This is a genomic window from Mesorhizobium sp. FG116, assembly GCF_057809835.1.
In genome coordinates this window covers 168,088-192,345 of record NZ_JBMDKS010000002.1, presented here as the reverse complement: position 1 = coordinate 192,345, position 24,258 = coordinate 168,088, and the positions used below count along the sequence as shown (strand labels likewise).

At 62.0% G+C, this 24,258-nt stretch carries 22 protein-coding genes; 7 read left to right on the top strand and 15 right to left on the bottom strand.

Features of this window, described 5'->3' with window-relative positions:
* Window positions 1-65: 65 nt before the first annotated feature.
* The 10 genes from lpdA to ACODTY_RS02830 form a co-directional block, all read right to left on the bottom strand.
* Complete coding sequence (gene lpdA, locus ACODTY_RS02875) at window positions 66-1,511, bottom strand: dihydrolipoyl dehydrogenase (protein ID WP_488992780.1); 1,446 nt, start codon at window positions 1,509-1,511, stop codon at window positions 66-68.
* Between the two features lie 83 nt (window positions 1,512-1,594).
* Entirely contained in the window at window positions 1,595-2,950 is a 1,356-nt protein-coding gene (locus ACODTY_RS02870; RefSeq protein WP_488992779.1) for a pyruvate dehydrogenase complex dihydrolipoamide acetyltransferase, read from the bottom strand.
* An 18-nt stretch (window positions 2,951-2,968) separates the two neighbouring features.
* Window positions 2,969-4,348, bottom strand: coding sequence for a pyruvate dehydrogenase complex E1 component subunit beta (locus tag ACODTY_RS02865; protein WP_488992778.1), 1,380 nt, complete (start codon window positions 4,346-4,348; stop codon window positions 2,969-2,971).
* Between the two features lie 12 nt (window positions 4,349-4,360).
* Window positions 4,361-5,401, bottom strand: a complete 1,041-nt coding sequence (pdhA, locus tag ACODTY_RS02860) for a pyruvate dehydrogenase (acetyl-transferring) E1 component subunit alpha (RefSeq protein WP_488992777.1) — start codon at window positions 5,399-5,401, stop codon at window positions 4,361-4,363.
* Window positions 5,402-5,571: 170 nt separating this feature from the next.
* Window positions 5,572-5,895: an FtsB family cell division protein gene (locus tag ACODTY_RS02855; RefSeq protein WP_056238972.1), complete on the bottom strand. Its 324-nt coding sequence runs from the start codon at window positions 5,893-5,895 to the stop codon at window positions 5,572-5,574.
* 132 nt (window positions 5,896-6,027) lie between these two features.
* A complete protein-coding gene (gene eno / locus ACODTY_RS02850) occupies window positions 6,028-7,302 on the bottom strand; it encodes a phosphopyruvate hydratase (protein WP_488992776.1) in 1,275 nt (424 codons plus the stop codon).
* A gap of 453 nt (window positions 7,303-7,755) precedes the next feature.
* Window positions 7,756-7,959 (bottom strand): dodecin family protein, encoded by a 204-nt coding sequence (locus ACODTY_RS02845; RefSeq protein WP_488992775.1) that lies wholly within the window; start codon window positions 7,957-7,959, stop codon window positions 7,756-7,758.
* Window positions 7,960-8,032: 73 nt separating this feature from the next.
* Window positions 8,033-8,866, bottom strand: a complete 834-nt coding sequence (gene kdsA, locus ACODTY_RS02840) for a 3-deoxy-8-phosphooctulonate synthase (protein WP_488992774.1) — start codon at window positions 8,864-8,866, stop codon at window positions 8,033-8,035.
* Window positions 8,863-9,735, bottom strand: a complete 873-nt coding sequence (locus ACODTY_RS02835) for a VOC family protein (RefSeq protein WP_488992773.1) — start codon at window positions 9,733-9,735, stop codon at window positions 8,863-8,865. The genes kdsA and ACODTY_RS02835 overlap by 4 nt, the downstream gene beginning before the upstream one ends.
* A 1,045-nt stretch (window positions 9,736-10,780) precedes the next feature.
* The gene (locus ACODTY_RS02830; RefSeq protein ID WP_056238961.1) at window positions 10,781-10,960 is read right to left on the bottom strand and encodes a hypothetical protein; all 180 of its coding nucleotides are present in this window, start codon (window positions 10,958-10,960) and stop codon (window positions 10,781-10,783) included.
* A 325-nt stretch (window positions 10,961-11,285) separates the two neighbouring features.
* On the opposite strand from ACODTY_RS02830, the gene ACODTY_RS02825 reads away from it, so the two are divergent.
* Window positions 11,286-11,657 (top strand): hypothetical protein, encoded by a 372-nt coding sequence (locus tag ACODTY_RS02825; protein ID WP_488992924.1) that lies wholly within the window; start codon window positions 11,286-11,288, stop codon window positions 11,655-11,657.
* A 51-nt stretch (window positions 11,658-11,708) separates the two neighbouring features.
* Here the strand turns inward: ACODTY_RS02825 and ACODTY_RS02820 are convergent, their stop codons facing one another.
* The 3 genes from ACODTY_RS02820 to ACODTY_RS02810 form a co-directional block, all read right to left on the bottom strand.
* Window positions 11,709-13,280 carry a GMC family oxidoreductase gene (locus tag ACODTY_RS02820; RefSeq protein ID WP_488992772.1) on the bottom strand — a complete coding sequence of 524 codons (1,572 nt, stop codon included), beginning with the start codon at window positions 13,278-13,280 and terminating at the stop codon, window positions 11,709-11,711.
* A 45-nt stretch (window positions 13,281-13,325) separates the two neighbouring features.
* Complete coding sequence (locus ACODTY_RS02815; protein WP_488992771.1) at window positions 13,326-13,856, bottom strand: gluconate 2-dehydrogenase subunit 3 family protein; 531 nt, start codon at window positions 13,854-13,856, stop codon at window positions 13,326-13,328.
* Window positions 13,857-13,931: 75 nt separating this feature from the next.
* On the bottom strand, window positions 13,932-14,327 hold the full coding sequence (locus ACODTY_RS02810) for a VOC family protein (protein ID WP_488992770.1): 396 nt from the start codon (window positions 14,325-14,327) through the stop codon (window positions 13,932-13,934).
* A gap of 241 nt (window positions 14,328-14,568) precedes the next feature.
* On the opposite strand from ACODTY_RS02810, the gene ACODTY_RS02805 reads away from it, so the two are divergent.
* Window positions 14,569-14,874: a ribbon-helix-helix domain-containing protein gene (locus ACODTY_RS02805; RefSeq protein WP_488992769.1), complete on the top strand. Its 306-nt coding sequence runs from the start codon at window positions 14,569-14,571 to the stop codon at window positions 14,872-14,874.
* A gap of 27 nt (window positions 14,875-14,901) precedes the next feature.
* Here the strand turns inward: ACODTY_RS02805 and cckA are convergent, their stop codons facing one another.
* Window positions 14,902-17,508: a cell cycle histidine kinase CckA gene (cckA, locus tag ACODTY_RS02800; RefSeq protein ID WP_488992768.1), complete on the bottom strand. Its 2,607-nt coding sequence runs from the start codon at window positions 17,506-17,508 to the stop codon at window positions 14,902-14,904.
* A 233-nt stretch (window positions 17,509-17,741) separates the two neighbouring features.
* On the opposite strand from cckA, the gene ACODTY_RS02795 reads away from it, so the two are divergent.
* A complete protein-coding gene (locus tag ACODTY_RS02795; RefSeq protein ID WP_488992767.1) occupies window positions 17,742-18,446 on the top strand; it encodes a hypothetical protein in 705 nt (234 codons plus the stop codon).
* Between the two features lie 61 nt (window positions 18,447-18,507).
* On the opposite strand, the gene dksA is transcribed toward ACODTY_RS02795, so the two are convergent.
* Window positions 18,508-18,924, bottom strand: a complete 417-nt coding sequence (dksA, locus tag ACODTY_RS02790) for an RNA polymerase-binding protein DksA (protein ID WP_056238940.1) — start codon at window positions 18,922-18,924, stop codon at window positions 18,508-18,510.
* A 239-nt stretch (window positions 18,925-19,163) separates the two neighbouring features.
* Here dksA and ACODTY_RS02785 point away from each other — a divergent pair, with 239 nt between their 5' ends.
* The 4 genes from ACODTY_RS02785 to ACODTY_RS02770 all read left to right on the top strand — a co-directional run bounded on the left by ACODTY_RS02785 (window position 19,164) and on the right by ACODTY_RS02770 (window position 24,254).
* Window positions 19,164-19,667: a SixA phosphatase family protein gene (locus ACODTY_RS02785; RefSeq protein ID WP_488992766.1), complete on the top strand. Its 504-nt coding sequence runs from the start codon at window positions 19,164-19,166 to the stop codon at window positions 19,665-19,667.
* Between the two features lie 77 nt (window positions 19,668-19,744).
* Window positions 19,745-21,220, top strand: coding sequence for a YcjX family GTP-binding protein (locus ACODTY_RS02780; RefSeq protein ID WP_488992765.1), 1,476 nt, complete (start codon window positions 19,745-19,747; stop codon window positions 21,218-21,220).
* On the top strand, window positions 21,217-22,314 hold the full coding sequence (locus tag ACODTY_RS02775) for a YcjF family protein (RefSeq protein ID WP_488992764.1): 1,098 nt from the start codon (window positions 21,217-21,219) through the stop codon (window positions 22,312-22,314). The genes ACODTY_RS02780 and ACODTY_RS02775 overlap by 4 nt, the downstream gene beginning before the upstream one ends.
* Before the next feature lie 104 nt (window positions 22,315-22,418).
* Window positions 22,419-24,254: a monovalent cation:proton antiporter-2 (CPA2) family protein gene (locus ACODTY_RS02770; RefSeq protein ID WP_488992763.1), complete on the top strand. Its 1,836-nt coding sequence runs from the start codon at window positions 22,419-22,421 to the stop codon at window positions 24,252-24,254.
* Window positions 24,255-24,258 lie beyond the last annotated feature (4 nt).

Sequence of the window (24,258 nt, the reverse complement as noted above, 5' to 3'; positions counted from 1 at the left end):
AGCGCCCCGAAAGCCAGCTTCATCTAAGGCGTTTTGCCGCAAAGAAAAAGGCCGCCACTCCAAGCTTATGCGTTCAGGGCGCGACCATAGGCGTCGAGCACGCTTTCCTTCATCATTTCCGACAGGGTCGGGTGCGGGAACACCGTGTGCATCAATTCTTCCTCGGTCGTCTCGAGGTTCATCGCCACGACGAAGCCCTGGATCAGTTCGGTCACTTCCGCGCCGACCATATGCGCGCCGAGCAACTGTCCGGTCTTCTTGTCGAAAATCGTCTTGATGAAACCCTGATCTTCGCCCAAGGCAATGGCCTTGCCGTTGGCCGCGAACTGGAAGCGGCCGACGCGGATATCCTTGCCCTCTGCCTTGGCCTTGGCTTCAGTCAGGCCGACCGACGCCACTTGCGGGTTGCAATAGGTGCAGCCCGGGATCTTGGACTTGTCGAGGCCGTGCACGCCCGGGACGTTGGCGATCTTTTCGATGCAGATCACGCCTTCATGCTCGGCCTTGTGGGCGAGCATCGGCGGGCCGGCAACGTCGCCGATGGCATAGACGCCCGGTACGTTGGTGCGGCCGTAGCCATCCACGACCACGCAGCCGCGATCCGTCTTGATGCCGAGGGCTTCCAGCCCGAGGTTTTCGATATTGCCCTGCACGCCGACGGCGGAGATCATGCGTTCGGCGGTGATCTTCTCGACCTTGCCGTCCTTCATCTCGACATGGGCGGTAACCGAATTGGCACCCTTCTCGATCTTGGTGACCTTGGCTTCGAGAATGATCTTCATGCCCTGCTTCTCGAACTGCTTCTGCGCGAACTTCGAGACTTCGGCATCCTCGACCGGCATAACGGCCGGCATCAGTTCGACCACCGTGACCTCGGCACCCATTGTGCGGTAGAACGAGGCGAACTCGATGCCGATGGCGCCGGAGCCCATGACCAGCAGCGACTTGGGCATTTCCTTCGGCACCATCGCCTCGAAATAGGTCCAGATCAGCTTGCCGTCCGGCTCGATGCCCGGCAGCGCCCGCGGCCGTGCGCCGGTGGCGACGATGATGTGCTTGGCGGTATAGGTGCCCTCGCCCTTGGTGCCCTTGGGCGCCGGATGCTGCGGTTCCATCGGCTTCTTGGACGTCTTGGAAACGACGATCTCGCCCGGCTTGGTGAGCTTGGCCTCGCCCCAGATAACATCGACCTTGTTCTTCTTCATCAGGAAGCCGACGCCGCCGTTGAGGCGCGCCGATACGCCGCGCGAGCGCTCGACAACCGCCTTGACGTCCGCTGTCACCTTGCCGTCGATCTTGAGGCCATAGGCCTCTGGATGCTCTGCATAGTGCTTGATCTCCGCCGACCGGAGCAATGCCTTGGTAGGGATGCAGCCCCAGTTGAGGCAGATGCCGCCGAGGTGTTCGCGCTCGACGATTGCGGTCTTGAAGCCGAGCTGGGCGGAGCGCACGGCGGTGACGTAACCGCCGGGGCCGGAACCGATGATGATGACGTCGTAATTCTCAGCCACGGAAATCTCCTAGTTCAAGGTGGCGGGACGGGAGTTGCGGCGGGCACCGTCTGGCGCCAAACCGCTCCATTCCGCGCTTATGTTCACACCAGCATGGCCATCGGGTTTTCGATGAGGCGCTTGAAGGCGCCGATGAGTTCGGCACCGAGCGCGCCGTCCACAGCCCGGTGGTCGGTCGAGAGCGTCACTGACATGACGGTCGCGATCTTGATCTCGCCGTTCTTCACCACTGGCCGTTCCTCGCCGGCTCCGACCGCAAGGATCGTCGCATGCGGCGGGTTGATCACCGCGGCGAAGTCCTTGATGCCGAACATGCCGAGGTTCGAGACGGCAGTCGTGCCGCCCTGGTATTCCTCCGGCTTCAGCTTGCGGGTGCGGGCGCGCCCGGCCAGATCCTTCATCTCGTTGGAGATCGCAGACAGGCTCTTTTCTTCCGCCCGGCGCACGATCGGCGTGATCAGCCCGCCCGGGATCGAGACAGCCACGCCGACATCGGCGTGCTTGTGCTTGATCATGGCGCTTTCGGTCCATGACGCATTGGCGTCCGGCACTTCCACCAGCGCCATCGCCATCGCCTTGATGATCATGTCGTTGACGGAGAGCTTGTAGGCCGGCACCTCGCCCTTCTCGGTCTTCCTGACCGGGGCGGCGTCGTTGAGCTGCTTTCTCAGCGCCAGAAGCGCGTCGAGTTCGCAATCGATGGTGAGGTAGAAATGCGGAATGGTCGATTTTGCCTCGACCAGCCGTCTCGCAATCGTCTTGCGCATGTTGTCGTGCGGGACAAGCTCGTAGGAGCCTTCCTCGAACAGCTTCAGCACGGCATCGTCAGACATCGGCTTGACCGCAGGCGCAACCGAGCCGGCCGAAGAAGCGGCGGCAGCAGGCGCGGCAGCCTTTGCACCACCACCGGCAATCGCAGCTTCGACATCCGCCTTCACCACCCGCCCATGCGGACCGCTGCCGGAAACGGAGGCGAGATCGACACCGGCATCCTTGGCAATGCGGCGGGCGAGCGGAGATGCGAACGTCCTCGCGTCTGTGGAGGGCCCGACACCGTTTGCAGCCGCAGGCTTCGCAGCCGGAGCAGGCGCAGCCTGACTGGCGGGAGCCGGAGCTTCGGCCTTTGCCTCTGCTTTCGGAGCCTCTGCCTTGGGCGCGGCACCACCGTCACCCTTGGCGGCAGCGGAAGCATCTTCGCCGTCAGCCGCCAATACGGCGATCAGCGCGTTGACCTTGACGCCTTCCGTACCGGCCGGCACGACGATCTTGGCAACCGTGCCTTCATCGACGGCTTCGACTTCCATCGTCGCCTTGTCGGTCTCGATTTCGGCGATTACATCGCCGGGAGAGACTTTGTCGCCTTCCTTGACCAGCCACTTGGCGAGATTGCCCTCTTCCATCGTGGGGGAAAGGGCGGGCATCGTGATGTTGATTGGCATATCGTCCTCCCGCCCGGCCTATCGATAAGTGACGGCTTTGACCGCCTCGACCACTTCCCCGACATTCGGCAAAGCCAGCTTTTCGAGATTGGCCGCGTAAGGCATCGGCACATCCTTGCCGGCAATGGTGATGACCGGCGCATCAAGGAAGTCGAAGGCCCGCTGCGACACCTGGTTGGCGATATGATCGCCGACCGAAGACTGCGGGAAGCCTTCCTCGACCACGACAAGCCGGTTGGTCTTCTTGACCGACGCGATGATGGTGTCCAAATCGAGCGGACGGATGGTCCTGAGATCGATGATCTCGGCGTCGATGCCCATCTTGGCCAATTCCGCCTCGGCCTTGACGGCATAGGTCATGCCGATGCCGAACGACACGATGGTGACGTCCTTGCCGACCTTGTGGATGCGCGCCTTGCCGATGGGCAGGACGAAATCATCCAGCTTCGGCACGTCGAATGACTGGCCGTAGAGGATTTCGTTCTCAAGGAAGATGACCGGATTGGGATCGCGGATCGCAGCCTTGAGCAGTCCCTTGGCGTCGGCTGCCGTATAAGGCATCACAACCTTGAGGCCGGGGATGTGGCTGTACCATGCTGCGTAGCACTGCGAGTGCTGGGCAGCGACGCGGGCAGCAGCCCCGTTCGGGCCACGGAAGACGATCGGCGCACCCATCTGGCCGCCAGACATATAAAGCGTCTTGGCCGCCGAATTGACGATCTGGTCAATGGCCTGCATGGCGAAGTTGAAGGTCATGAATTCGACGATCGGCTTCAGGCCGGACATTGCAGCGCCGACGCCGACGCCGGCAAAGCCATGTTCGGTGATCGGGGTGTCGACGACGCGACGGTCACCGAACTCCTGCAACAGACCTTGCGTGATCTTATAAGCGCCCTGGTATTCGGCGACTTCCTCGCCCATGACGAAGACGTCGGCATCGCGCCGCATTTCCTCGGCCATCGCATCGCGCAGCGCTTCGCGCACGGTGGTGGAAACCATCTCGGTCCCGGCGGGAATATCGGGATCGGCGGCGATCTCGGCCTTCGGAGCAGCCGCCACGGGTTCCGCCGCCGGCTTGGCCGGCGCAGCTTCAGTCGCGGCAGGCGCCTCGGCCTTGGCCGGAGCGGATGGCTTGGCGGCATCGGCAGCGCTTTCACCGTCTGCCAGCAGAACCGCGATCGGCGTATTCACCTTGACGCCTTCGGTGCCGGCCGCGATCAGAATCTTGCCAAGCGTGCCTTCATCGACTGCTTCGACTTCCATCGTCGCCTTGTCGGTCTCGATTTCGGCGATGACATCACCGGCGACGATCTTGTCGCCCTCGTTCTTCAACCATTTCGACAGGTTGCCCTCTTCCATCGTCGGCGAGAGCGCAGGCATGAGAATTTCGATCGGCATTTGCCCTCTCCCTTAAAGTACGATGTCGGTCCAGAGTTCGGACGCATCCGGCTCCGGATCGGTCTGGGCGAAATCTGCGGCGTCGGCGACGATGTCGCGGACATCCTTGTCCACCGCCTTCAGTTCATCCTCGGTGGCCCATTTCTTGGACATCAGCCGCGCCTTGACCTGCTCGATCGGATCGTGTTCGGAGCGCATCTTCTGCACCTCCTCCTTCGAGCGATACTTGGCGGGATCGGACATGGAGTGGCCGCGATAGCGGTAGGTCTGCATTTCAAGAATGATCGGGCCGTTGCCGCTGCGGCACCATTCGGTGGCCATGTCCGCGGCAGACTTCACAGCCCGCACGTCCATGCCGTCAACCTGCATGCCCGGGATCTTGAAGGAAGCGCCGCGATGCGAGAAGTCCGTCTCGGCAGACGAACGCGTCACCGAAGTGCCCATGGCGTAGCGGTTGTTTTCGATGATGAAGATGACCGGCAGCTTCCACAGCGAGGCCATGTTGAAGCTTTCATAGACCTGGCCCTGGTTGGAGGCGCCGTCGCCGAAATAGGTCAGCGATACATTCTTGTTGCCGCGATAGCGGTTGGCGAAGCCAAGGCCGGTGCCCAGGGACACCTGCGCGCCAACGATGCCGTGACCGCCGTAGAATTGCTTTTCCTTGGAGAACATGTGCATGGAGCCGCCCTTGCCCTTGGAGTAGCCTCCACGGCGACCGGTCAGTTCGGCCATCACGCCGCGCGGCGACATGTCCATGGCCAGCATGTGGCCGTGATCGCGGTAGGCGGTGATCATCTGATCGCCTTCGATCAGCGCCATCTTCATGCCGGTCACCACGGCTTCCTGGCCGATATAGAGATGGCAGAAGCCGCCGATGAACCCCATGCCGTAAAGCTGGCCCGCCTTTTCCTCGAAACGGCGGATGAGCAGCATGTGGCGGTAGGCGGAAAGCTCGTCGTCCTTGTTGAACTCGGCAGGCTTCGGAGCGGTCAGTATGGACGATTTGGAATCGGAACGTGATTTGGCGGGCGCTTTTTTGGCGGCGGTGGCCATGCATGTCTCCCTAGTGGTGTCTCTTGCGGACAGGAAGGGAGTTTTTCCTCCCCCAACTGTCGAAAAAGCTAGCACGCAAAGGGGCATTTCGCCATGCGGAAAAATGCATGGCTGACATGCATCTAAACGGTTATATTCATTGAAATTTCTCTTGATTAACTGACTTTCAGTTAATCAGCCTTCCGCGGCAACATGACGATAATCTCGTCAGGCTGTGACAGGTTGAGGGCCTTCCGGGCCAGCTCATCCAGCATGTCCTTTTCAAGAGAACCATCGTGCAGCAGGCGCACGCGCTTTTCAAGCTCGCCGCGCTCCAACTGAAGGGAGGCAAGCTGCGCCTGCAGTTGCTCCTTGTGCTCCTGCAGCTTGTACTTGGAGTTGATGCCGAATTCGCCGTGATAGGCATGAAAGCCGAAATAGGCGACGAAGGCCGTGCACAACACCGGAATGATCAGGCGACCTTTGTTTGTCTGCTTGTGCTGGCGCGTCCACATGGATCGAAATCCCCTTCGACCCCTTGTCGCCCGATTGTGCTTAATGGACGGTTACGGCGCGCCGGTTGGAAACCCCGCAGCAACGAAAAAGGGCGGGTCGCCCCGCCCTTTCCGAAATACGATGTAGCAGGATCAGCCCTTGAGGATGGACTTGCCGGCGTAGCGCGCTTGCCTGCCCAGTTCTTCCTCGATGCGGATGAGCTGGTTGTACTTGGCGGTACGGTCGGAGCGGGCAAGCGAGCCTGTCTTGATCTGGCCGCAGTTGGTGGCGACCGCGAGGTCGGCAATGGTGGAATCTTCCGTCTCGCCGGAGCGGTGGGACATCACGGCCGTATAGGCAGCCTTGTGCGCCGTCTCGACCGCGTCGAGCGTCTCCGACAGCGAGCCGATCTGGTTGACCTTGACGAGGATAGAGTTGGCAACGCCCATGCGGATGCCATCGCGCAAGCGGGCCGAGTTGGTGACGAACAGGTCGTCGCCAACGAGCTGGACCTTCTTGCCGACGAGCTCGGTCAGGTACTTCCAGCCTTCCCAATCGTCCTCGGCCATGCCGTCCTCGATCGAGATGATCGGATAGTCGGCTGCCAGCTTGGCAAGGTACTTGGCCTGCGTCTTGGGATCGCGGGTCTTCTTCTCGCCGCCATAGACGTAATTGCCGTCCTTGAAGAACTCGGTCGAGGCGCAGTCGAGACCGAGCGCGATTTCCTCGCCCGGCTTGAAGCCTGCCTTTTCGATGGAGCCCATGACGAAATCGAGAGCAGCCTGCGCGCTCTTGAGGTTCGGGGCGAAACCACCCTCATCGCCGACATTGGTGTTGTGACCGGCTTCCTTGAGACCCTTCTTGAGGGTGTGGAACACTTCCGAGCCCCAACGCACCGCCTCGCGGATCGAGGAAGCGCCAACCGGCAGGATCATGAATTCCTGGAAATCGATCGGGTTGTCGGCATGGACGCCGCCATTGATGATGTTCATCATCGGCACCGGCAGGATGTGCGAATGCGCACCGCCGACATAGCGATAGAGCGGCAGGTCGGCAGCCTCGGCAGCAGCCTTGGCGACGGCCAGCGACACGCCGAGGATGGCGTTTGCGCCAAGGCGGCTCTTGTTGGGCGTACCGTCCAGGTCGATCATGGTCTGGTCGATGTGGATCTGGTCTTCGGCCTCAAGCCCGCCGATTGCCTCGAACAGCTCGCCATTGACCGCTTCGACGGCCCGCTCGACGCCCTTGCCGAGATAGCGGGAGCCGCCATCGCGAAGCTCGACGGCTTCATGCGCGCCGGTGGAAGCACCTGAGGGAACGGCGGCGCGGCCCATGGAGCCGTCTTCCAGCACGACATCGACCTCGACGGTCGGATTGCCTCGGCTATCCAGGATTTCACGGCCCACGATGTCGATAATGGCGGTCATTGGAAATCCCCGTTCTAATCGTTGAAAACGTTGGGGCACGTCTTAGACAAAGTGGGGCAAAACGCAATCGGTTCCTGCTGCAAAAATCGCAACTGCGACGATTCACATTGCGAAAGATTTGGTCACCATAAGTCATCGGGTGACGGGAAGCCGCGGGCGGAAATCTAGTCTAAATTCCGATTCGCGCGGGGCGAAACATAAGGGAGTTTCGCCATGTCCGAGTTAAGCGGTATCGTGAGTTTGTTCCTGATTGCGGCTGCATTCCTGACTTCATGTACGGGCCAGCAGCCTTCGCAAGATACTCCCCCGCATGTCATCTTGCAGACAGCCCAATGACGATGGAAAGGCCCTCGCCACGAGGGCCTTTCCATGTCCGTAAGGCCCTTCCGAAAGGAAGCCGGCACCAGCAACTGATGTGATTGTAGCTCCGCCGGGGAGCAGGTGGACAGATCCTCAATCGGTGAGGATGAAGGTCACCTTCATGTTGACGCGGTAAGCAACGATGGCGCCGTCCTCGACAACGACTTTCTGCTCCTGGATCCACGCGCCTTCAACGTTCTTCAACGTCTTGGCCGCTCGGGCGATGCCCTTTTCGATAGCGTCCTGAAAGCCTTTTTTGGATGACGACGAAATTTCGGTTACACGGGCAACGGACATGTTGAACTCCCAGTCAAAGAGATCATTTGCCCGCGAAACCTACAACCGCCGCTTGTCATGAACAAGCCACAGATCAGGCCTTGGCAACCCTGTCGAGTGCGATCAGACGCTCGAGCAGTTCCGGCATATCCTTCAAGGGCACCATGTTGGGGCCGTCGGATGAGGTCGAGTTGTCGGGGTCCTCATGCGTTTCGATGAAGACGCCGGCGACACCGACCGCAACGGCGGCGCGCGCCAGCGTTGCCACGAAGCGGCGCTCGCCGCCCGAAGTCTCGCCCTGCCCGCCCGGCTGCTGCACCGAATGCGTGGCGTCGAAGATGACCGGCGCGCCCATATCCGCCATGATCGGCAGCGCGCGCATATCGGAGACAAGCGTGTTGTAGCCGAAGGACGCGCCACGCTCTGTGACCAGCACATTGGCGTTGCCGGAACCGGTGACCTTGCCGATGACATTCTGCATGTCCCAAGGCGCCAGGAACTGGCCTTTCTTCACATTGATGATCTTGCCGGTGCGGGAAGCGGCGACCAGAAGATCGGTCTGGCGGCTGAGGAAGGCCGGGATCTGCAGCACATCGACATGTGGGGCAACGATTGCGCACTGCTCTTCGGTATGAACGTCGGTGAGGATCGGAAGGCCGAATTCCTTGCGCAGATCATCGAAGGCCGGCATCGCGGCATCGAGGCCGGCACCGCGCGTGGAGGTCAAAGACGTGCGGTTGGCCTTGTCGTAGCTGGACTTGTAGACGAGGCCGATACCAAGCTTGCCGGTCAACTCCTTGAGCGCGCCAGCCATGTCGAATGCGTGCTGGCGCGATTCGAACTGGCACGGACCAGCGATGAGAGCGAGCGGCGCGCGATTGTCGAAGGTGACATTGCCGACTTTTACCGACGCATTGGGCTTGCTCATGCCTGCTCCTCGAAAATGAAAGCCGCGCCCTGCCCCGGTGCCGGAGCGACGACGACGCGATTGCCGCCTATGTCGTGACCGATGCCACGTTGCGCAAGAACCGCGCGCAGCTTTTCGACGCTCGCGACGGAAAAGACGACGGCTGCGAAACGCAGTTCCGTTGCCTTGCCGGCCGGCAAGCCGAAACGGCGTTCGTAGTCTTGCGGCGTGACAATGCTTAGCTGGGCATTAGGAAGGGTTAACTCGCGGGCCTGCGATGTTGGGGCGGGTTCTACGTCAGCAGCGGCGGCCACGATGGGAAGCTGTGCTGAAGGATTTGCGCTGATCGCGATGACCTCGGCGATTGCAACCGCACCATTTTCATGACGCTGGAGAGCCGACCGATCGACCTTCGGCGCGTTGACCCGCTCGCAGGCGAACAGGAAGGTATCGGAAACCTCCGGGACCGAGGCAAAGGCAAGGCGAAACGATGCCGTGTCGGTTTTGCCGGCGGCGTCGACGAAGGGGCGGGAAAAGTCCAGCCGCGCCCCGGCGGAGATGCCGGCTTCGGTGTAACGGCGATGATCGGCGTCTGCATCGGAGGTGCCGAACACGATTGCCGAAAAGCCTTCCTGGCCGAGAGCCGCGCGGTACTTACGGTCACGCGCCACAAAGACGTTGCCGGCGGCAATAGCCGTGTCGGCTGCCTTTGCATCGGCAACGGCAAGCGGTTCCATGAAGGTGCCGTCGGCGAAATAGACGCAGCAGTTTTCCGTGCCGAAGGGATGGACGCCGCGCGGCGCAATCGTAAAGCCCAAGGCCGTCAGCCGGGCGCGCGCAACGTCGAGATCGGCGGTTGGCAGGACAAGATGGTCAAGCGGATGGGTCATTCAGCGCGGTGTGCCCCATTCCCCGGTTTCGTTCAAGGGTGAGCGTGAAGGCCTTCTGCATCGTTGTCACACTGCTGCGATGTCACGGAATGGATCCTAGGGTCTCCGCAACGGCCTTCGGCCTGCTCCGCCCTAGGATGACGAAGAGATGGATATGCTTATTCATCGCCACGCCCGGCTAAAGCCGTCTGGCCATTGTCAAAGAACTGACCTCATCTGAGAGGTCGGGAGGACGGGCGGCCGTTCGGTCGCTCGTTTAGTAGTTTAGTGCGGCCTTGCGACCGCCCGTCCGGTGGCTTCCCTCAACCGATACACCGGCCATGCCGCAGCTCCAGCCTTAAAGGCCGACAACTGCGGGCAACACTGCGCCCGGTTCGAGGGCCGAACTTAGGGGTTCATCACCCAGCCGCCTACCGCAGACGACCAGCCCGGCACCGTCGCCCTCTCCTGATACCCGGTGCGCACCAGGTCTCCCGCAAGGGCGATGGGACGGATTATGCGGGAAGGTGTGGAGTAGGTGGATAAGTGGAACGGAAGATTTTTGAGGAATTGAGCGGAATCAATGGGTTGGGCGGAGTTTGGATCGGGAAGTGGGCGGATTGATCCACATCCAGATAGCGTGACGCTGCCCCTCACCTGCCTGCCGGCATCCTCTCCCCGTGAACGGGGAGAGGAGCGCAGCTTCCACGCCCGCGCTAGACACTCCTCATCCGACCTCACATTCGCTCCGCTCGGTTCGGCCACCTTCTCCCACAAGGGGCGAAGGTAGGTCGGCATCCGCGTTCCGGCCAACGTTCAACATGGGTACCTGGCGGTGAGGTCGATGCAGGCGTCCCCTTCGCCCCTTGTGGGAGAAGGTGCCTGAACGAAGTGAAGGCGGATGAGGGGTATTGGCAAAAGGTCCGAAGCGTTTGGCGCACTGCCGCGATGTCACGGAATGGATCCCGGATATTCCTTCCTCGCTCGGCTCGAAAGCGAATTCCGGGATGACGAAGCAGAGAAGATGCGCTGCAGCGGGTCTGCAAAAACGAAGGTTGAGCAACGTCTACGCCGCTGCCTGAACGACCTCGTTGTAGGCATCGAGATCGACATAGAAGACCCGGATGATCTCCTTGATGAGGTCGTCGTCGTCATAGCCTTGCGACTTCAGGATATTGATGGCGGTCATGATATCGAAGCGGTCGATCAGCCGCCGCTTCTGATAATCCTCCACGAAACGCTCCATCGGTTGCCCCCTGCCCGATTGCCCAACTCATTGAACAACACCCAGACTATTGGATCGATGCTAGGAACACTTGCTTGCGCGGAACTTGCTGATGCCAAAGAGCACCTGCTTTCCTGCCGATCTGCCCCACTCAAACCGAACTCGAAAGCGGCCGACTCACCAAGGCCAGCTCAAGGATAACATGCAACCGGAAACGCGCCACGGTTGCGCAGGCAATGGTAGGAAAGTGTTGGGCACGAGAAAGTGGCTGGCATCCAGCGGTCACGCTGCTATCAGTGAAGGCAGGATGATGAAGCGCCTGAAATTGCTTGCTGCCGGCCTTGCGATGACATTCGCCCTCCCGAACGGTGCGCATGCCGGCATCGCGGACGGCAAGCTGCCGGACGGCGCCTACCACTGCGAGGTCTACCTGCTCGGCCTGTTTATCAACCTTGGCGACATCACCATCAAGGGCAATGTCTATAGCGGGCCTTCCTATGGCTGGCAGCAGCAGGGCTACAATTACGAAATGAATTCCAACGGCGAGATCGCATGGCTCGGACCGCTAGGCGGATTCACGGCAGGCGGCAACAGCGTATCTCTGACGCAGGCGACGGCAGACGATCCCGAAAACGCTTCGTTCGACATCGTCATGCGCCAGCCGGACGGCGCATTCACGGCTTCGACCTGCACGATAACGACCAAGCAGGGCGAATAAAAAACGCGGGGCAAACATTGCCCCGCGCAGAGACCAAGTCCGGGAGGACTATCAGATCGTCTTTGCCGCCATCTCCTTGGCGATGTAGTCGGCCTGCCGAATGGCGAGCGTGACGATGGTGAGGGTCGGGTTTTCCGCCCCGCCGGTGGTGAACTGGCTGCCGTCGGACACGAACAGGTTCTTGATGTCGTGGGTCTGGCCATGCTTGTTGACCACGCCGTCGGACGCCTTTTCGCTCATGCGGTTGGTGCCGAGATTGTGGGTCGAGGGGTAAGGCGGCGTCGGGAAGGTCCGCGTTGCGCCGACCGCGTCATAGATGGCCATGCCCTGCTTGAAGGCGTGGTTGCGCATGGCGTCGTCGTTTGCATGGTCGGTGAACCAGACATCGGGCGCGGGCATGCCGTATTTGTCCTTGAGCGTCGCGTGCAGCTTCACGCCATTTTGCTCCTGCGGCATGTCTTCGCCGACGATCCACATGCCGGCCATGTGGTCGTAGTGGTCGAGCGCGGTGGTAAAGCCCCGGCCCCAGCCGCCCGGATTGAGGAAGGCGGCCATGAACGGGATGCCAAGCGCCAGCGTTTCAAGCTCGTAGCCGCCGACGAAGCCGCGCGACGGATCGTGTTTGGCCTCGTCGCGGACGATGCCGGCCATGGTGGTGCCGCGATAGAAGTGAACCGGCTTGTCGAAGATGGCGTAGACCGAACCGGTGGTGTGGCGCATGTAGTTCTTGCCAACCTGGCCGGACGAGTTGGCCAGCCCGTCCGGGTACTTGGACGATGCCGAGTTGAGCAACAGGCGCGGGCTTTCGATGGAGTTGCCGGCTACGCAGACGATGCGGGCCTTCTGCTCCTGCAGCTTGCCATCCTTGTCGGCATAGACGACGCCGGTGACCTTGCCGCTGTCGTCATGCTCGATCTTGACGACATGGCTGTTGGGCCGGACTTCCAGCTTGCCGGTTGCTTCGCCCTTGGGGATTTCGGTGTAGAGCGTGGACCACTTCGCGCCCCATTTGCAGCCCTGGAAGCAGAAGCCGGTCTGCTGGCAGCCCATGCGGCCGTCGCGGTCGGCGGAATTGATCGCCATGTTGCCGGTGTGGCATTCCTTGTAGCCGAGCTTGTCGGCCCCGGCCTTCAGGATTTTGAAGTTGTTGTTGCCGGGTAGCCCCTCGATGCCGTGGGTGCGGGTGACGCCCATCTTGTCTTCGGCCTTGTCGTAGTAGGGCTCGAGTTCCGCCAGCGTGATCGGCCAGTCGAGAAGGTTTGCGCCTTCAACCTTGCCATAGTGGGTGAGCGTCTTGAACTCGTGCTCCTGGAAACGCAGCGATGCGCCGGCCCAGTGCGTGGTGGTGCCGCCGACCGCCTTGACGATCCAGGCCGGCAGGCCCGGAAAGTCCTTGGCGACGCGCCAGTCGCCGGAAGCGGTGCGCGGATCGCCCCAGGAAAGCTGGGCGAAGCTGTCCCACTCGTCGTTGATGAAGTCTTCGTATTCTATGCGGCTGCCCGCTTCGAGGATGACGACGTCGATGCCCTTCTGGGCGAGTTCGTTGCCGAGCGTGCCGCCGCCGGCGCCCGAACCGATGATGACGACAACGCTGTCGTCCTTGAGATCATAAGGTGCTGCCATGGTGTCCTCCCATGAAATCCGGTGTGAAACTGTCGGGGGATGTGGCTAGAGCCACTCGATGTCGTCGAAGCCGCGGGCGATGTAGCCGCCCTTGGAGTACGACTCGCCCTCATAGCCGAAGATCGGCCACACCTCTTTCTGGTTGTAGAGGCCGACGACCAGCCCGCCGCGGATGGCCTGGAAGAACGGCGTCTCCTCGACCTGCTTGAGGACGGCGACGCGCTCTTCTTCCCAGCCGAGGCCGCGATAGCCGCCGCTGCCGGCCTTGGCGTCGAGGTCGGCTATGCCTTTCTCGATGAGGTCCTTGTGGGCGGCGTCCTTGCCGGCCAGTTCGTCATGGCTCTTGACGGCAATGGCGTAATATTTGTCCGGGACCTGGTCGTGGGGATAGATGTCTCGGGCCATCTGGATCAGCGTGGCCATCGTTTCCGGCTTGAGCGCGGCTGTTTCGAGGCCCCAGGCATGTTCAGGACTGATGACGGCGCTGCCGGAAATCACGAGCAGCGCGCCGACGCCGCCGCGCTTGAGAAGCTCGCGCCGCGAAAGCCCCGGCGCCTTTTCGTAGACGGTTACCATGTATTCCTCCCTTGCTTGCTATCGGCGCTCGATGAGCGCTGTTGCTGGCGCCGCACGGCAATGCGGCGAAACCTCCTATTTGAACCGGCCACCCCGCTGCAGGACCTCGATCTTGTAGCCGTCGGGATCCTCGATGAAGAAGAACCGGGCGATGCGAACGCCGTCGCGGTCGAACTCGACGATCTTCTTCGGGTTGAGGCCGAGCGCGCCGATGCGGTCATGCTCGCTGTCGAGGTCGGCGACCGAGACGGCGATGTGGCCATAGCCGTCGCCAAGGACGTAGGGCTCCTCCCGTCCTTTGTTGACGGTCAGCTCGACCTCGAAGTCGGACTCGGCATTGCTGAGGTAGATGAGTGTGAAGGTTTCGAAGTCGAGGCGCTGTGCAACGCCAAGACCGAAAGCCTTGCCGTAGAAATCGACCGACCGGGCCTCGTCAAGCACCCGGATCATGCTGTGAATTGCCTTGGCCAATCTTCAAACCTCTTCAATGCCGCTTTTCATCAATGAATCCGATTATGAGACGACGCGCGCAAACGTGGTGGCAGCGGGTTACCACCAATCACGAATGTGAAAGTGCAATTGCCGTTTTGGGATTTTCGACCCACAATGCGCAGCGAGGGAGTGAGATTTGACCTGATGCGCAAATTGGGCCGCCCGGATTTGCCGCTGAGGCGGTGATACGGCGGGACAGGAAATAAAGGGAGGTCATTCAATGTGCAGGGTTTTTGCCGAACAGGACCCGGAAGGCTATCGCCAGATCAACCGGTCCATCCGCATCGGCGGCCACTCGACCAGCATCCAGCTCGAATCTACGTTCTGGACGCTGCTCGACGAGATTGCCGACAGCCAGGGCCTGACGACGCCGAAATTCATTTCCAAGCTTTATGACGAAGCGATCGAACACCGGGGCGAGATACCGAATTTTGCCTCCATGCTGCGGACGACCTGCGCGCTCTATCTGCGCGGCAGCAGGCCGTTGATGGAGGAAGTGGCGGCGCTCAAGCAGGAAGCCGCCTGAACGCGGCTTGCCTGATCGAATTGCCCGTCAGCTTTCGAGGACTTCCTTGACGACGGTCGCCAACTGTTTGAGCGAGAACGGCTTGGGCAGGAAGCCGAACTGGGCTTCGGCCGGCAGGTTCTTGGCGAAGGCATCCTCGGCATAACCGGACACGAAGATGAACTTGATGTCCGGCTGGCGCTTGCGCAGTTCGCCAAGCAAGGTCGGACCATCCATTTCCGGCATCACCACGTCGGAGACGACCAGATCGATCTTGCCTTCGAGCGAATCGAATATTTCCAGCGCTTCGACACCGGATGTCGCTTCATGCACGGTATAGCCGCGTGAAGTGAGCGCACGCATGCCACCCATGCGCACCGCGTCCTCGTCCTCGACCAACAGCACGGTGGCCGAGCCGGACAGGTCATTGGTGCTGTCCGAAACCTTGGCGACGGCGGCCGGTGGTTCCGGCGTATCCGGCTTGGCGGCTGTGTCGCCTGCCGCCGGCTGTGGCGCGGCAACTGCCTCGGCAATGTAGCGCGGCAGGAAGATGAGGAAGGTGGTGCCCTTGCCCACTTCCGACTCGCAGAAAATGAAGCCGCCGGTCTGCTTGATGATGCCGTAGACCATCGAGAGGCCGAGGCCGGTGCCCTTGCCGACTTCCTTGGTGGTGAAGAACGGCTCGAAGATCTTCTTCAGCACATCGGGCGCGATGCCGCTGCCCGAATCCTCGACTTCCACCAGCACGTAGTCGGCGGGGACAAGTTCGCGGAACGGATAAGTCTTCGACACGTCCGCAGGCACGTTGCGCGTGCGCACCGTGATATCGCCGCCCGTAGGCATGGCATCGCGCGCGTTGACGGCGAGGTTGACCACGACCTGCTCGAACTGGCCGATATCGACCTTCACCGGCCACAGGTCGCGGCCGTGATCGATCTTGAGCTTGATGTCGTTGCCGACAAGACGGGCGAGCAGCATCCTCAGATCGGCCAGCACGTCGGTCAGCGTCAAAACTTCCGGACGCAGCGTCTGCTTGCGCGAGAACGCCAGCAACTGCCGCACAAGCGAGGCGGCGCGGTTGGCGTTCTGCTTGATGTTCATGATGTCCGGGAAGGACGGGTCGGACGGACGGTGGTTGGTCAGCAACAGGTCCGAGGCCATGATGATGGCGGTGAGCACGTTGTTGAAGTCGTGCGCGATGCCGCCGGCGAGTTGGCCGACCGCCTGCATCTTCTGGCTCTGCGCCATCTGGCCTTCAAGCGCCTTCTGCTCGGTCGTATCGACCGCATAGACGATTGCAGACTCCTCCGCGCCGTCGCCAGCGGTGCCGTCAGCGACGGCGTTGACGTAGAAGCGGATGTGCCGTTCTTCGTTGTTCGGCAGGACGGTGTCGATCGGTTCGATATCGGCCTGCCGCTGGCGCGCCCGCTCAAGCGCGGCGGCGAAGGCCGGGCGATCGCGTTCATGGATGACGGTATCCAGCCGCACCCGACGGTCGAGCGCATCGCGGTCGACGACGGACGAGAAAAGCGACAGGAACGGCGCATTGGTGCGCAGGATGCGGCCGGTCTGGTCCACTCCGGCGATTGCCATCGGCGTCGAGTTGAAAAACCGGGTGAACCGGACTTCCGAAGCCCTGAGATCCGCAGACGAATCCTCGCCGTGCGTGCGGTTGAGAACGATGGTGCGGGTCGGCCCCGGATGGCCATCACGGCTGGCCGAAACACGATGCATGAAGCGCACGGGCAGCGCCTCGCCGGTCATCGTCGTCAAATCAAGGTCGATGACGGCATTGCGCGTGGTGCCCGGATCGGGCCGGACCGAGCGGACCAGCGCCATGCCGTCGCCGGCAACAATGTCCGGCAGCGCGAGCGCGCCCGGCGCAAAGCTGGTAAGATCAATGCCGAGCCATTCGGCCAGCGTGGCATTGATATAGGTGATGCGGCCATCCTGATCGGCGGAAAAGAAGCCGGCCGGCGCGTGGTCGAGATGGTCGATGGCCTTCTGCAGATCGAGGAAGAAGCGCTCCTGTTCGGCCCGTTCCTTCGAAATGTCGGCCAGTTGCCAGGCGTGCATGGGCTGGCGCTGCCCCGGTACGCTGAACGAGCGCGCACTGGCGCGGTACCAATGCGCGCCGGGATCGGCACCGGGGCGGATGGCCTGCCCGAGGCGAAATTCGCCGTCGCCGCGCTGCCCGTCCCGCAGGCCCGAAGCCAGGCGGAAAATGACCGAGGACGCCTCCGGCACGTCGGAGAGAAGCCCTTCGACTGTCCTGATATCGGCCGCCGCGCCAGCGCCCGTCATTTCGGCATAGGCGCGGTTGGCGTAGATGATGCGCTTCTTGGCGTCGGTTACGATCAGGCCCTGCCCCATCGAATCGACAAAGGACTTGGAAAGATCGTCGCCCGTGGAACGCGGGGCGATCTGGATGAAGCCGATGGCGGTCGCGAACAGGAAGCCGACGCCGATCATGGCCAGCACGCCGAGCATGCCAAGCAGGAACGGGTCGCCGAAGCGCTCGCGGAACAGGCCGAACACAATGGCCGCGCCGATCAAGACAACGATGAAGATGATCAGCCGCGTCACCGTGCCGGGGCGCGTGTTCTGGTCCACGATTGGCACCGGATAGAAATCTCCGCGCGCGTCCTTGGCCATTTGCCCCCTGCTTGTGATTCCCAGCCCGACCCGACCCGGACCGGTTGAATCACATTCTCCCTGCCCGGAAAAGGCCTTGCGGCCACTTGTCAGCGAAAAATGGCGCAGTTTCGCGGCATGACGCCTGCTTCGCCGGCTCTGGGCCGTTTACCACGTGCGAATGGTAACTTGCAGGCGCGCGTTGAAACGCTTTAGTGTCGCGGCGTTTCCAATAGCCGTGCATGGGGGTGCCGATGCTGGACTTTCTCGATGGCGTTGCGGGGCCCGGTTATGGCGCGGCAATCCTGTGGACGCTCGCGGCGTTGGTCGTGCTGGTAATCGTGCTGCTCATCGTCAAGATGATTCGCAGCCTGACGTTCGGAACGTTCGTGGCCGGTGGACGCAACCGCAAGACGCGTCTGGCCGTCATGGACGCGACTGCCGTGGACAGCCACAGGCGCCTCGTACTTGTACGCCGCGACGATATTGAGCACCTGCTCTTGATCGGCGGACCAACCGATGTGGTCGTCGAGCGCGACATCCGGCTGGCGGCTTCCCGTCGCGCGAACCTGACCCCAGAGGCGGGAGCGGCGCACGCAAGTACCGCAGCCAGCAGCAGCGCAACCGGCGCGCCTGCCGCCCCTCAGTCGGTTTCGCAAACGCCAAGGCAAACCGTTGCAAACGCGCAGCCGGCCACACGGGCACCCGCGCCAACAACAGCGGCAGCGAGGCCAGCAGCGCCGGCAAACCCTGCACCGGCGCCAAGACCCGCCGCGCCAAGGCATGAAGATGTGCACAAATTGCCCGCAGCAGGGACCGAAGCGCTGGATCATGCGCGGGCCGCCGAGCCCGCCACAGCACATGGCGAAACGCGTTCCGCCCCGCAGGCAAGCGGGCGGGCGTCTCTCGATGACGAGATGACCAGACTGCTCGGCGAGCTTTCGAACCTTAAGCGGTAAACACAAAAAGAAGCGGCCGCAAACGCGGCCACTTCCAATGTTTTTAGCTTATCAAAAGCAATCAGTCGTCGCGATAGACTTTCTCGCGGCGCTCATGCCTTTCCTGGGCTTCGATCGACAAGGTCGCGATCGGACGGGCGTCGAGGCGCTTGAGCGCAATTGGCTCACCGGTCTCTTCGCAATAGCCGTAAGTTCCTTCATCGATGCGCTGAAGTGCTGAATCGATCTTGGAGATCAGCTTGCGCTGCCGGTCGCGGGCACGAAGTTCGATGGCGCGATCGGTTTCGGAAGACGCCCGATCGGCAAGATCGGGATGATTGGCATTTTCTTGTTGTAGTATTTCCAGTGTTTCACGCGCTTCGCGCAGGATGTCGTTTTTCCAAGTGACAAGCTTGTGCCGGAAGTATGATTTCTGCCGTTCGTTCATGAACGGCTCGTCTTCCGATGGTACGTAGTCGGCAGTAACGATTTGGTTCATTCGACTCACCCGACAGCCCCAAATTTGGGGCCTATATATTCGCCGTTCCGAGGCCGCACAAGTGCCTACCCGGAGCCGCTCACACAATCGTCAGTGGTAAGAGGCATCAACAGTTCAAGGCCCGCCATAAGGCACTTGTGCTCAATCAGGCTTTGGTCGTAGGCGGCAATGGCCGGATTCCATTGCTAAAACGCCTATCGATGGATAATCCTTTCACGTCGAGGCTAGCAGGAGCGCCGGTGGCCAAACTGTATCTTCTAAGACACGCAAAAGCCGGCTGGGCGCTTCCCGGCGTCCGCGATTTCGACCGTCCCCTTGAAGCTTCCGGAGTGGAAGATGCAGCCGCAACCGGCACAGCGATGCGCGCCTGCGGTTTCGTTCCCGACGTCACGCTCTGTTCCAATGCGCTTCGCGCCAGGGAAACGCTGGAAGGCTTGGCCGCGCATGCCGATACCGGACGCGTGGTGTTTCTCGATACGCTCTACACGGAGGACGCGGCGGGCTATCTCGACATCATTCGCGAACACGGCAGGCACGGTTCGGTGCTGGTGATCGGCCACAACCCGATGATGGAAGACCTGACCGCAGCGGTTTCCGGCAGCGGCGAAGACAGCGCCTGCGATATACTGAACTACGGCTTTCCGACTTCAGGGCTAGCAGTCGTGCGCTTTGAGGGAACTCTGGCCGAGGCCGAAACCGGCAAGGGCTATCTCGAGGCGTTCCTGACGCCGTCCGATCTGTGAGGCATTGAACTGTGAAGCATTAAAATGCGCTGCGGCAACGCCTATATCGGGTAGCCGGCACCTCGCAGGATAATCGATTGGCCACATCGCTGACCACATTCACGGACGAAGCACGCATTGCTCTCGACACCTTGTCGGGCCGCGCCGTAGGGCTCTTCGCACCATCGGTCAGGCTTGGCGTGACAGGATTGTCGCGGGCCGGAAAGACCGTCTTCATCTCGGCATTCGTCCACAACCTGCTGCATGGCGGCCGCCTGCCCCTGTTCGAGGCGCAGAAATCGGGCCGCATCGCCCGCGCCTACCTTGAAGAACAGCCCGACGACGCCGTACCGCGGTTCCAGTATGAGGACCATATCGCGGCGCTGGTGAACGAACGTATCTGGCCGGACTCGACGCGGGCGATCTCAGAACTCCGGCTGACGATCGAATATGAATCGGCGTCCGGCTGGAACCGGCTTTTTTCAGCGGGAAAGCTGTCGGTCGATATCGTCGACTATCCCGGCGAATGGCTGCTCGATCTGCCTCTGCTTGGCAAGAGCTTCGACGATTTTTCGAAGGAAGCCTTCGAAATGGCGCTGCTGCCGGTGCGGCATGAGCTTTCCGCAGAGTGGCGGGCACTCAGCGAAGGGGCAAACCCGGACGCCGACGCGGACGATCCGGCTGCAAGACGGCTGGCCGAGGCCTTCGCCGCTTACCTGAAGGCCTGTAAGCTGGACGAACGTGCGCTTTCCACGCTGCCGCCGGGCCGATTCCTGATGCCGGGAGATATGGAGGGGTCGCCTGCCCTGACATTTGCGCCGCTGCCCAACCTCTCCGGCAAGCGCGCTCGCGCCGGTTCGCTGCACGCGATGATGGAAAGACGCTACGAGGCCTACAAGACCCATGTCATCAAGCCGTTCTTCCGCGAGCACATTGCAAGGCTCGACCGCCAGATCGTGCTGATCGACGCCATGCAGGCGCTGAATGCCGGCCCCGGAGCGATGCTGGACCTTGAGCGCGCCGTGACGGAAATCCTGGCCTGCTTTCGCCCCGGCCGCGGCAATTTCCTCACCGACCTTGTGTCGAAGCGTATCGACCGCATCCTGATCGCCGCGACCAAGGCCGATCACCTGCACCATGAGAGCCACGACCGCTTGCAGGCAATCGTGCGGCGTCTGGCCGAACGCGCCATCGCACGGGCGAATTTTACCGGCGCCGATGTCGATGTGGTGGCGATGGCGGCGGTGCGCGCCACCCGCGAAGGCACGGTCAAGCAAGGGCGCGAAACGCTGCCAGTGATCCTCGGCACGCCGCTGGCCGGCGAAACGATTGGCGACCAGACATTCGACGGCAAGACCGAAACAGCCATATTTCCCGGTGACTTGCCGGAAAAACCTGGATCTGTGTTCGAAGCGGGCAACGGCCACAGGCAGGACGATACCGATCCGGCGATCCGGTTCGTGAGGTTTCGTCCGCCGAAGCTGGAGCAGACCGCCGAAGGCGTTACGCTTTCGCTGCCGCACATCAGGCTGGACCGCGCCCTGCAGTTCCTGATCGGAGACCATCTGGCATGAACGCGCCTCGCAAGCCATCGGCCTTCCCCATTCATGCGGACGAACAGACGCGCGCCGAACCGGCCAAGGCGCAGCTTGCAACCGAGCTAAAGCCGGCACGGCGCAAGCCGCGCCCGGCAAGCGTGGAACTGGCCGTCGCCATGCCGTCGCAGATCGACGTGTTCGACGAACCCGACCTTGTTGCAGCCGAGCCGCCGCCGGCGGTGGCTCCGCGCAAGCGTTCGTTGCTTGGCCGCATCCTGTTCGGCGCACTCGGCATTCTGGTTTCGCTGGCGGTCGGATTGTGGGTGGACCAGCTGATCCGCGACCTTTTCGAACGCACGCAGTGGCTTGGCTGGGTCGCGGCAGGCGCTGCAGCCGTGGGCGTGCTGGCCTTGCTGGTCATTTTGGGCCGCGAGTTCCTTGCCATCAGCCGCCTTGCCGAAGTGGAAAAGATGCAGAGCCGGGCGCTCGACGCCATCGCCCGCGATGATCCGAAAGCCGCGCGCGCCGTTGTCGAGGAGCTGTCGGCTTTTGTGGCCGCCAAGCCGGAAACGGCGGCAGGCAGGCGCGCATTGGCGGATCTCAGCGGCGAGATCATCGACGGCGGCAATCTGGTGCGGCTGGCGGAAGCGGAGATTCTTGGGCCTCTCGACGCCCGCGCCAAGGTGATGATCCTCGATGCGGCCAAGCGAGTCTCGCTGGTGACGGCGGTCAGCCCGCGCGCGCTGGTCGATATCGCCTATGTCGTGTTCGAAGCTGGAAGGCTGATCCGGCGGCTTTCCGAGCATTACGGCGGCAGGCCGGGAACGCTGGGCTTCTTCAGGCTGGCCCGCAGCGTGCTGGCCCACCTTGCCATTACCGGCTCGATCGCCGTCGGCGACAGCTTTGTCCAGCAGATCGTCGGACACGGACTTGCCGCGCGGCTGTCGGCCAAACTTGGCGAAGGCGTGGTCAACGGCATGATGACGGCGCGCATCGGCATCGCAGCGATGGAAACCGCCCGCCCCTTGCCGTTCAACGCGTTGAAGCGGCCGGGTATGGGCGATTTCCTCTCGGCACTGACGTCCTTTGCCACGAAGAATGCGAGCGACAAGGCAGGGCCAGGCAGCTAGCCAGTCCGATTTTGGCTGTTCGGCAGCGATTCTACCCCCTATCTTGGCTCATCCGTCACGTCCCCTCGATGCCCCACAAGCTCTAACCGGATACGGAATCGCCCATGGCTGCAGAAGCATCCGCCAATGACCTGTTCTATGTAGTGGCGCTGCTGGGCGCGGGCGTCGTCGCTGTACCGATCTTCAAGCGGATCGGCCTTGGATCGATTCTCGGCTACCTGACCGCCGGCCTCGTCATCGGCCCGTTCGGGCTCGGCATATTTTCCGAATCCGAGGCGATCCTGCACATAGCCGAACTTGGCGTGGTGATGTTCCTGTTCATCATCGGGCTTGAAATGCAGCCGTCTCGATTATGGGGACTGCGGCGCGAGATTTTCGGACTTGGCGCGCTGCAAGTAGGGTTTTGCGCGGTCTTGCTGACCGGCGTCGGCCTTCTGGGTGGTTTTTCGGTCGCACAGTCGTTTGTCGCAGGCGCTGGCTTCGTGCTGACCTCGACCGCCATCGTCATGCAACTACTGGAGGAACGCGGTGAAATCGGCGTTCCCAAGGGCCAGCGCATGGTCTCGATCTTGCTGCTGGAAGACCTGGCCATCGTTCCGCTGCTGGCGCTGGTGGCGTTCCTGGCACCCGGTGGAGCGGAAACGACGCTAAGTGAAAGGCTGAGTGAAATCGCCATCGGCGTCGGTGCGATCGTGGGCCTGATCCTTGCCGGGCGCTACCTGCTCAACCCGTTCTTCCGCATCCTTGCCGATGCCCGCGCCCGCGAGGTGATGACGGCGGCGGCCCTTCTGGTGGTGCTCGGATCGGCGCTGGTGATGCAGTCGAGTGGCCTGTCGATGGCGATGGGCGCTTTCCTGGCCGGCGTGCTGCTCTCGGAATCGACCTTTCGCCACCAACTCGAAGCCGACATCGAGCCGTTCCGCGGCGTGCTGCTCGGCCTGTTCTTCCTTGCCGTCGGCATGGCGCTTGATCTGCGCGTCGTCGCCGCGAACTGGCAACTGGTCGCAATCTATGTCGTTGCCTACATGCTGGCCAAGGCGGTCGGCATCTACACGGTGGCGCGCTTCCTCAAAACAGGTCACAGGGAAGCGCTGGAGCGCGCGGTGGTGATGGCGCAGGGCGGCGAATTCGCCTTCGTGCTCTATTCATCCGCCGCCGCCGTCGGCATCATCGACGCGGAGGCCAACGCGGTCCTGACCGGCATCATCATCATCTCGATGGTGCTGACGCCGCTTGCCATCATAGGGCTGAAGTACCTGACGCCGCGCGACGAGCAATCGCTTGAAGGGGTCGATGTGGCGGACGGCCTGACGGGATCGGTGCTGATCATCGGCTTCGGCCGGTTCGGCCAGATCGCCAGCCAGCCGCTGCTTTTGCGCGGCGTGGACGTGTCGATCATCGACAACGACGTAGAAATGATCCAGGCCGCGGCCGATTTCGGCTTCAAGGTCTATTACGGCGACGGCACAAGGCTCGATATCCTGCATGCCGCAGGCCTCGGCCATGCGCGCGCCGTGCTGATCTGCGTCGACAAGGCCGAACCCGCGATCCGCATTGCGGAACTGGTCAAGGCGGAATTTCCGCTGGTGACGGTGATGGCCCGGGCCTTCGACCGGGGCACGGCGCTGCAACTCATCCATGCCGGCGTCGATTACCAGATGCGCGAGACGTTCGAATCGGCGCTGGTTTTTGGTGGTTCGACGCTGGAAGCCTTGGGCACCGATCCGCAGGACGTGGCCGACGTTATCGAGGACGTGCGCCAGCGCGACGCCGCCCGCCTGGAATTGCAGATTACCGGCGATATCCGCGACGGGCGCAACTTCATGAAGGGCAACATTGCAACGCCGGTTCCGGCACCGGTGACGCAGCCGCGCCGCACCGGCCAGGCGCTGAACGAGGAAACAGCCGGTGTGCTAGGCAAACAGGCCCCGGCCGACTGAGAAC

Excerpts from the sequence above, each read along its gene's own strand:
- ACODTY_RS02805 (WP_488992769.1), top strand. The coding sequence starts at position 14,569 with ATGTGCAGGGTTTTTGCCGAACAGGACCCGGAAGGCTATCGCCAGATC.
- ACODTY_RS02870 (WP_488992779.1), bottom strand. The coding sequence starts at position 2,950 with ATGCCAATCAACATCACGATGCCCGCCCTTTCCCCCACGATGGAAGAG.
- ACODTY_RS02795 (WP_488992767.1), top strand. The coding sequence starts at position 17,742 with ATGCTGGACTTTCTCGATGGCGTTGCGGGGCCCGGTTATGGCGCGGCA.
- ACODTY_RS02835 (WP_488992773.1), bottom strand. The coding sequence starts at position 9,735 with ATGACCCATCCGCTTGACCATCTTGTCCTGCCAACCGCCGATCTCGAC.
- ACODTY_RS02845 (WP_488992775.1), bottom strand. The coding sequence starts at position 7,959 with ATGTCCGTTGCCCGTGTAACCGAAATTTCGTCGTCATCCAAAAAAGGC.
- ACODTY_RS02830 (WP_056238961.1), bottom strand. The coding sequence starts at position 10,960 with ATGGAGCGTTTCGTGGAGGATTATCAGAAGCGGCGGCTGATCGACCGC.
- ACODTY_RS02820 (WP_488992772.1), bottom strand. The coding sequence starts at position 13,280 with ATGGCAGCACCTTATGATCTCAAGGACGACAGCGTTGTCGTCATCATC.
- ACODTY_RS02825 (WP_488992924.1), top strand. The coding sequence starts at position 11,286 with ATGACATTCGCCCTCCCGAACGGTGCGCATGCCGGCATCGCGGACGGC.
- ACODTY_RS02865 (WP_488992778.1), bottom strand. The coding sequence starts at position 4,348 with ATGCCGATCGAAATTCTCATGCCTGCGCTCTCGCCGACGATGGAAGAG.
- eno (WP_488992776.1), bottom strand. The coding sequence starts at position 7,302 with ATGACCGCCATTATCGACATCGTGGGCCGTGAAATCCTGGATAGCCGA.
- pdhA (WP_488992777.1), bottom strand. The coding sequence starts at position 5,401 with ATGGCCACCGCCGCCAAAAAAGCGCCCGCCAAATCACGTTCCGATTCC.
- ACODTY_RS02770 (WP_488992763.1), top strand. The coding sequence starts at position 22,419 with ATGGCTGCAGAAGCATCCGCCAATGACCTGTTCTATGTAGTGGCGCTG.
- ACODTY_RS02855 (WP_056238972.1), bottom strand. The coding sequence starts at position 5,895 with ATGTGGACGCGCCAGCACAAGCAGACAAACAAAGGTCGCCTGATCATT.
- cckA (WP_488992768.1), bottom strand. The coding sequence starts at position 17,508 with ATGGCCAAGGACGCGCGCGGAGATTTCTATCCGGTGCCAATCGTGGAC.
- kdsA (WP_488992774.1), bottom strand. The coding sequence starts at position 8,866 with ATGAGCAAGCCCAATGCGTCGGTAAAAGTCGGCAATGTCACCTTCGAC.
- ACODTY_RS02775 (WP_488992764.1), top strand. The coding sequence starts at position 21,217 with ATGAACGCGCCTCGCAAGCCATCGGCCTTCCCCATTCATGCGGACGAA.
- dksA (WP_056238940.1), bottom strand. The coding sequence starts at position 18,924 with ATGAACCAAATCGTTACTGCCGACTACGTACCATCGGAAGACGAGCCG.
- ACODTY_RS02815 (WP_488992771.1), bottom strand. The coding sequence starts at position 13,856 with ATGGTAACCGTCTACGAAAAGGCGCCGGGGCTTTCGCGGCGCGAGCTT.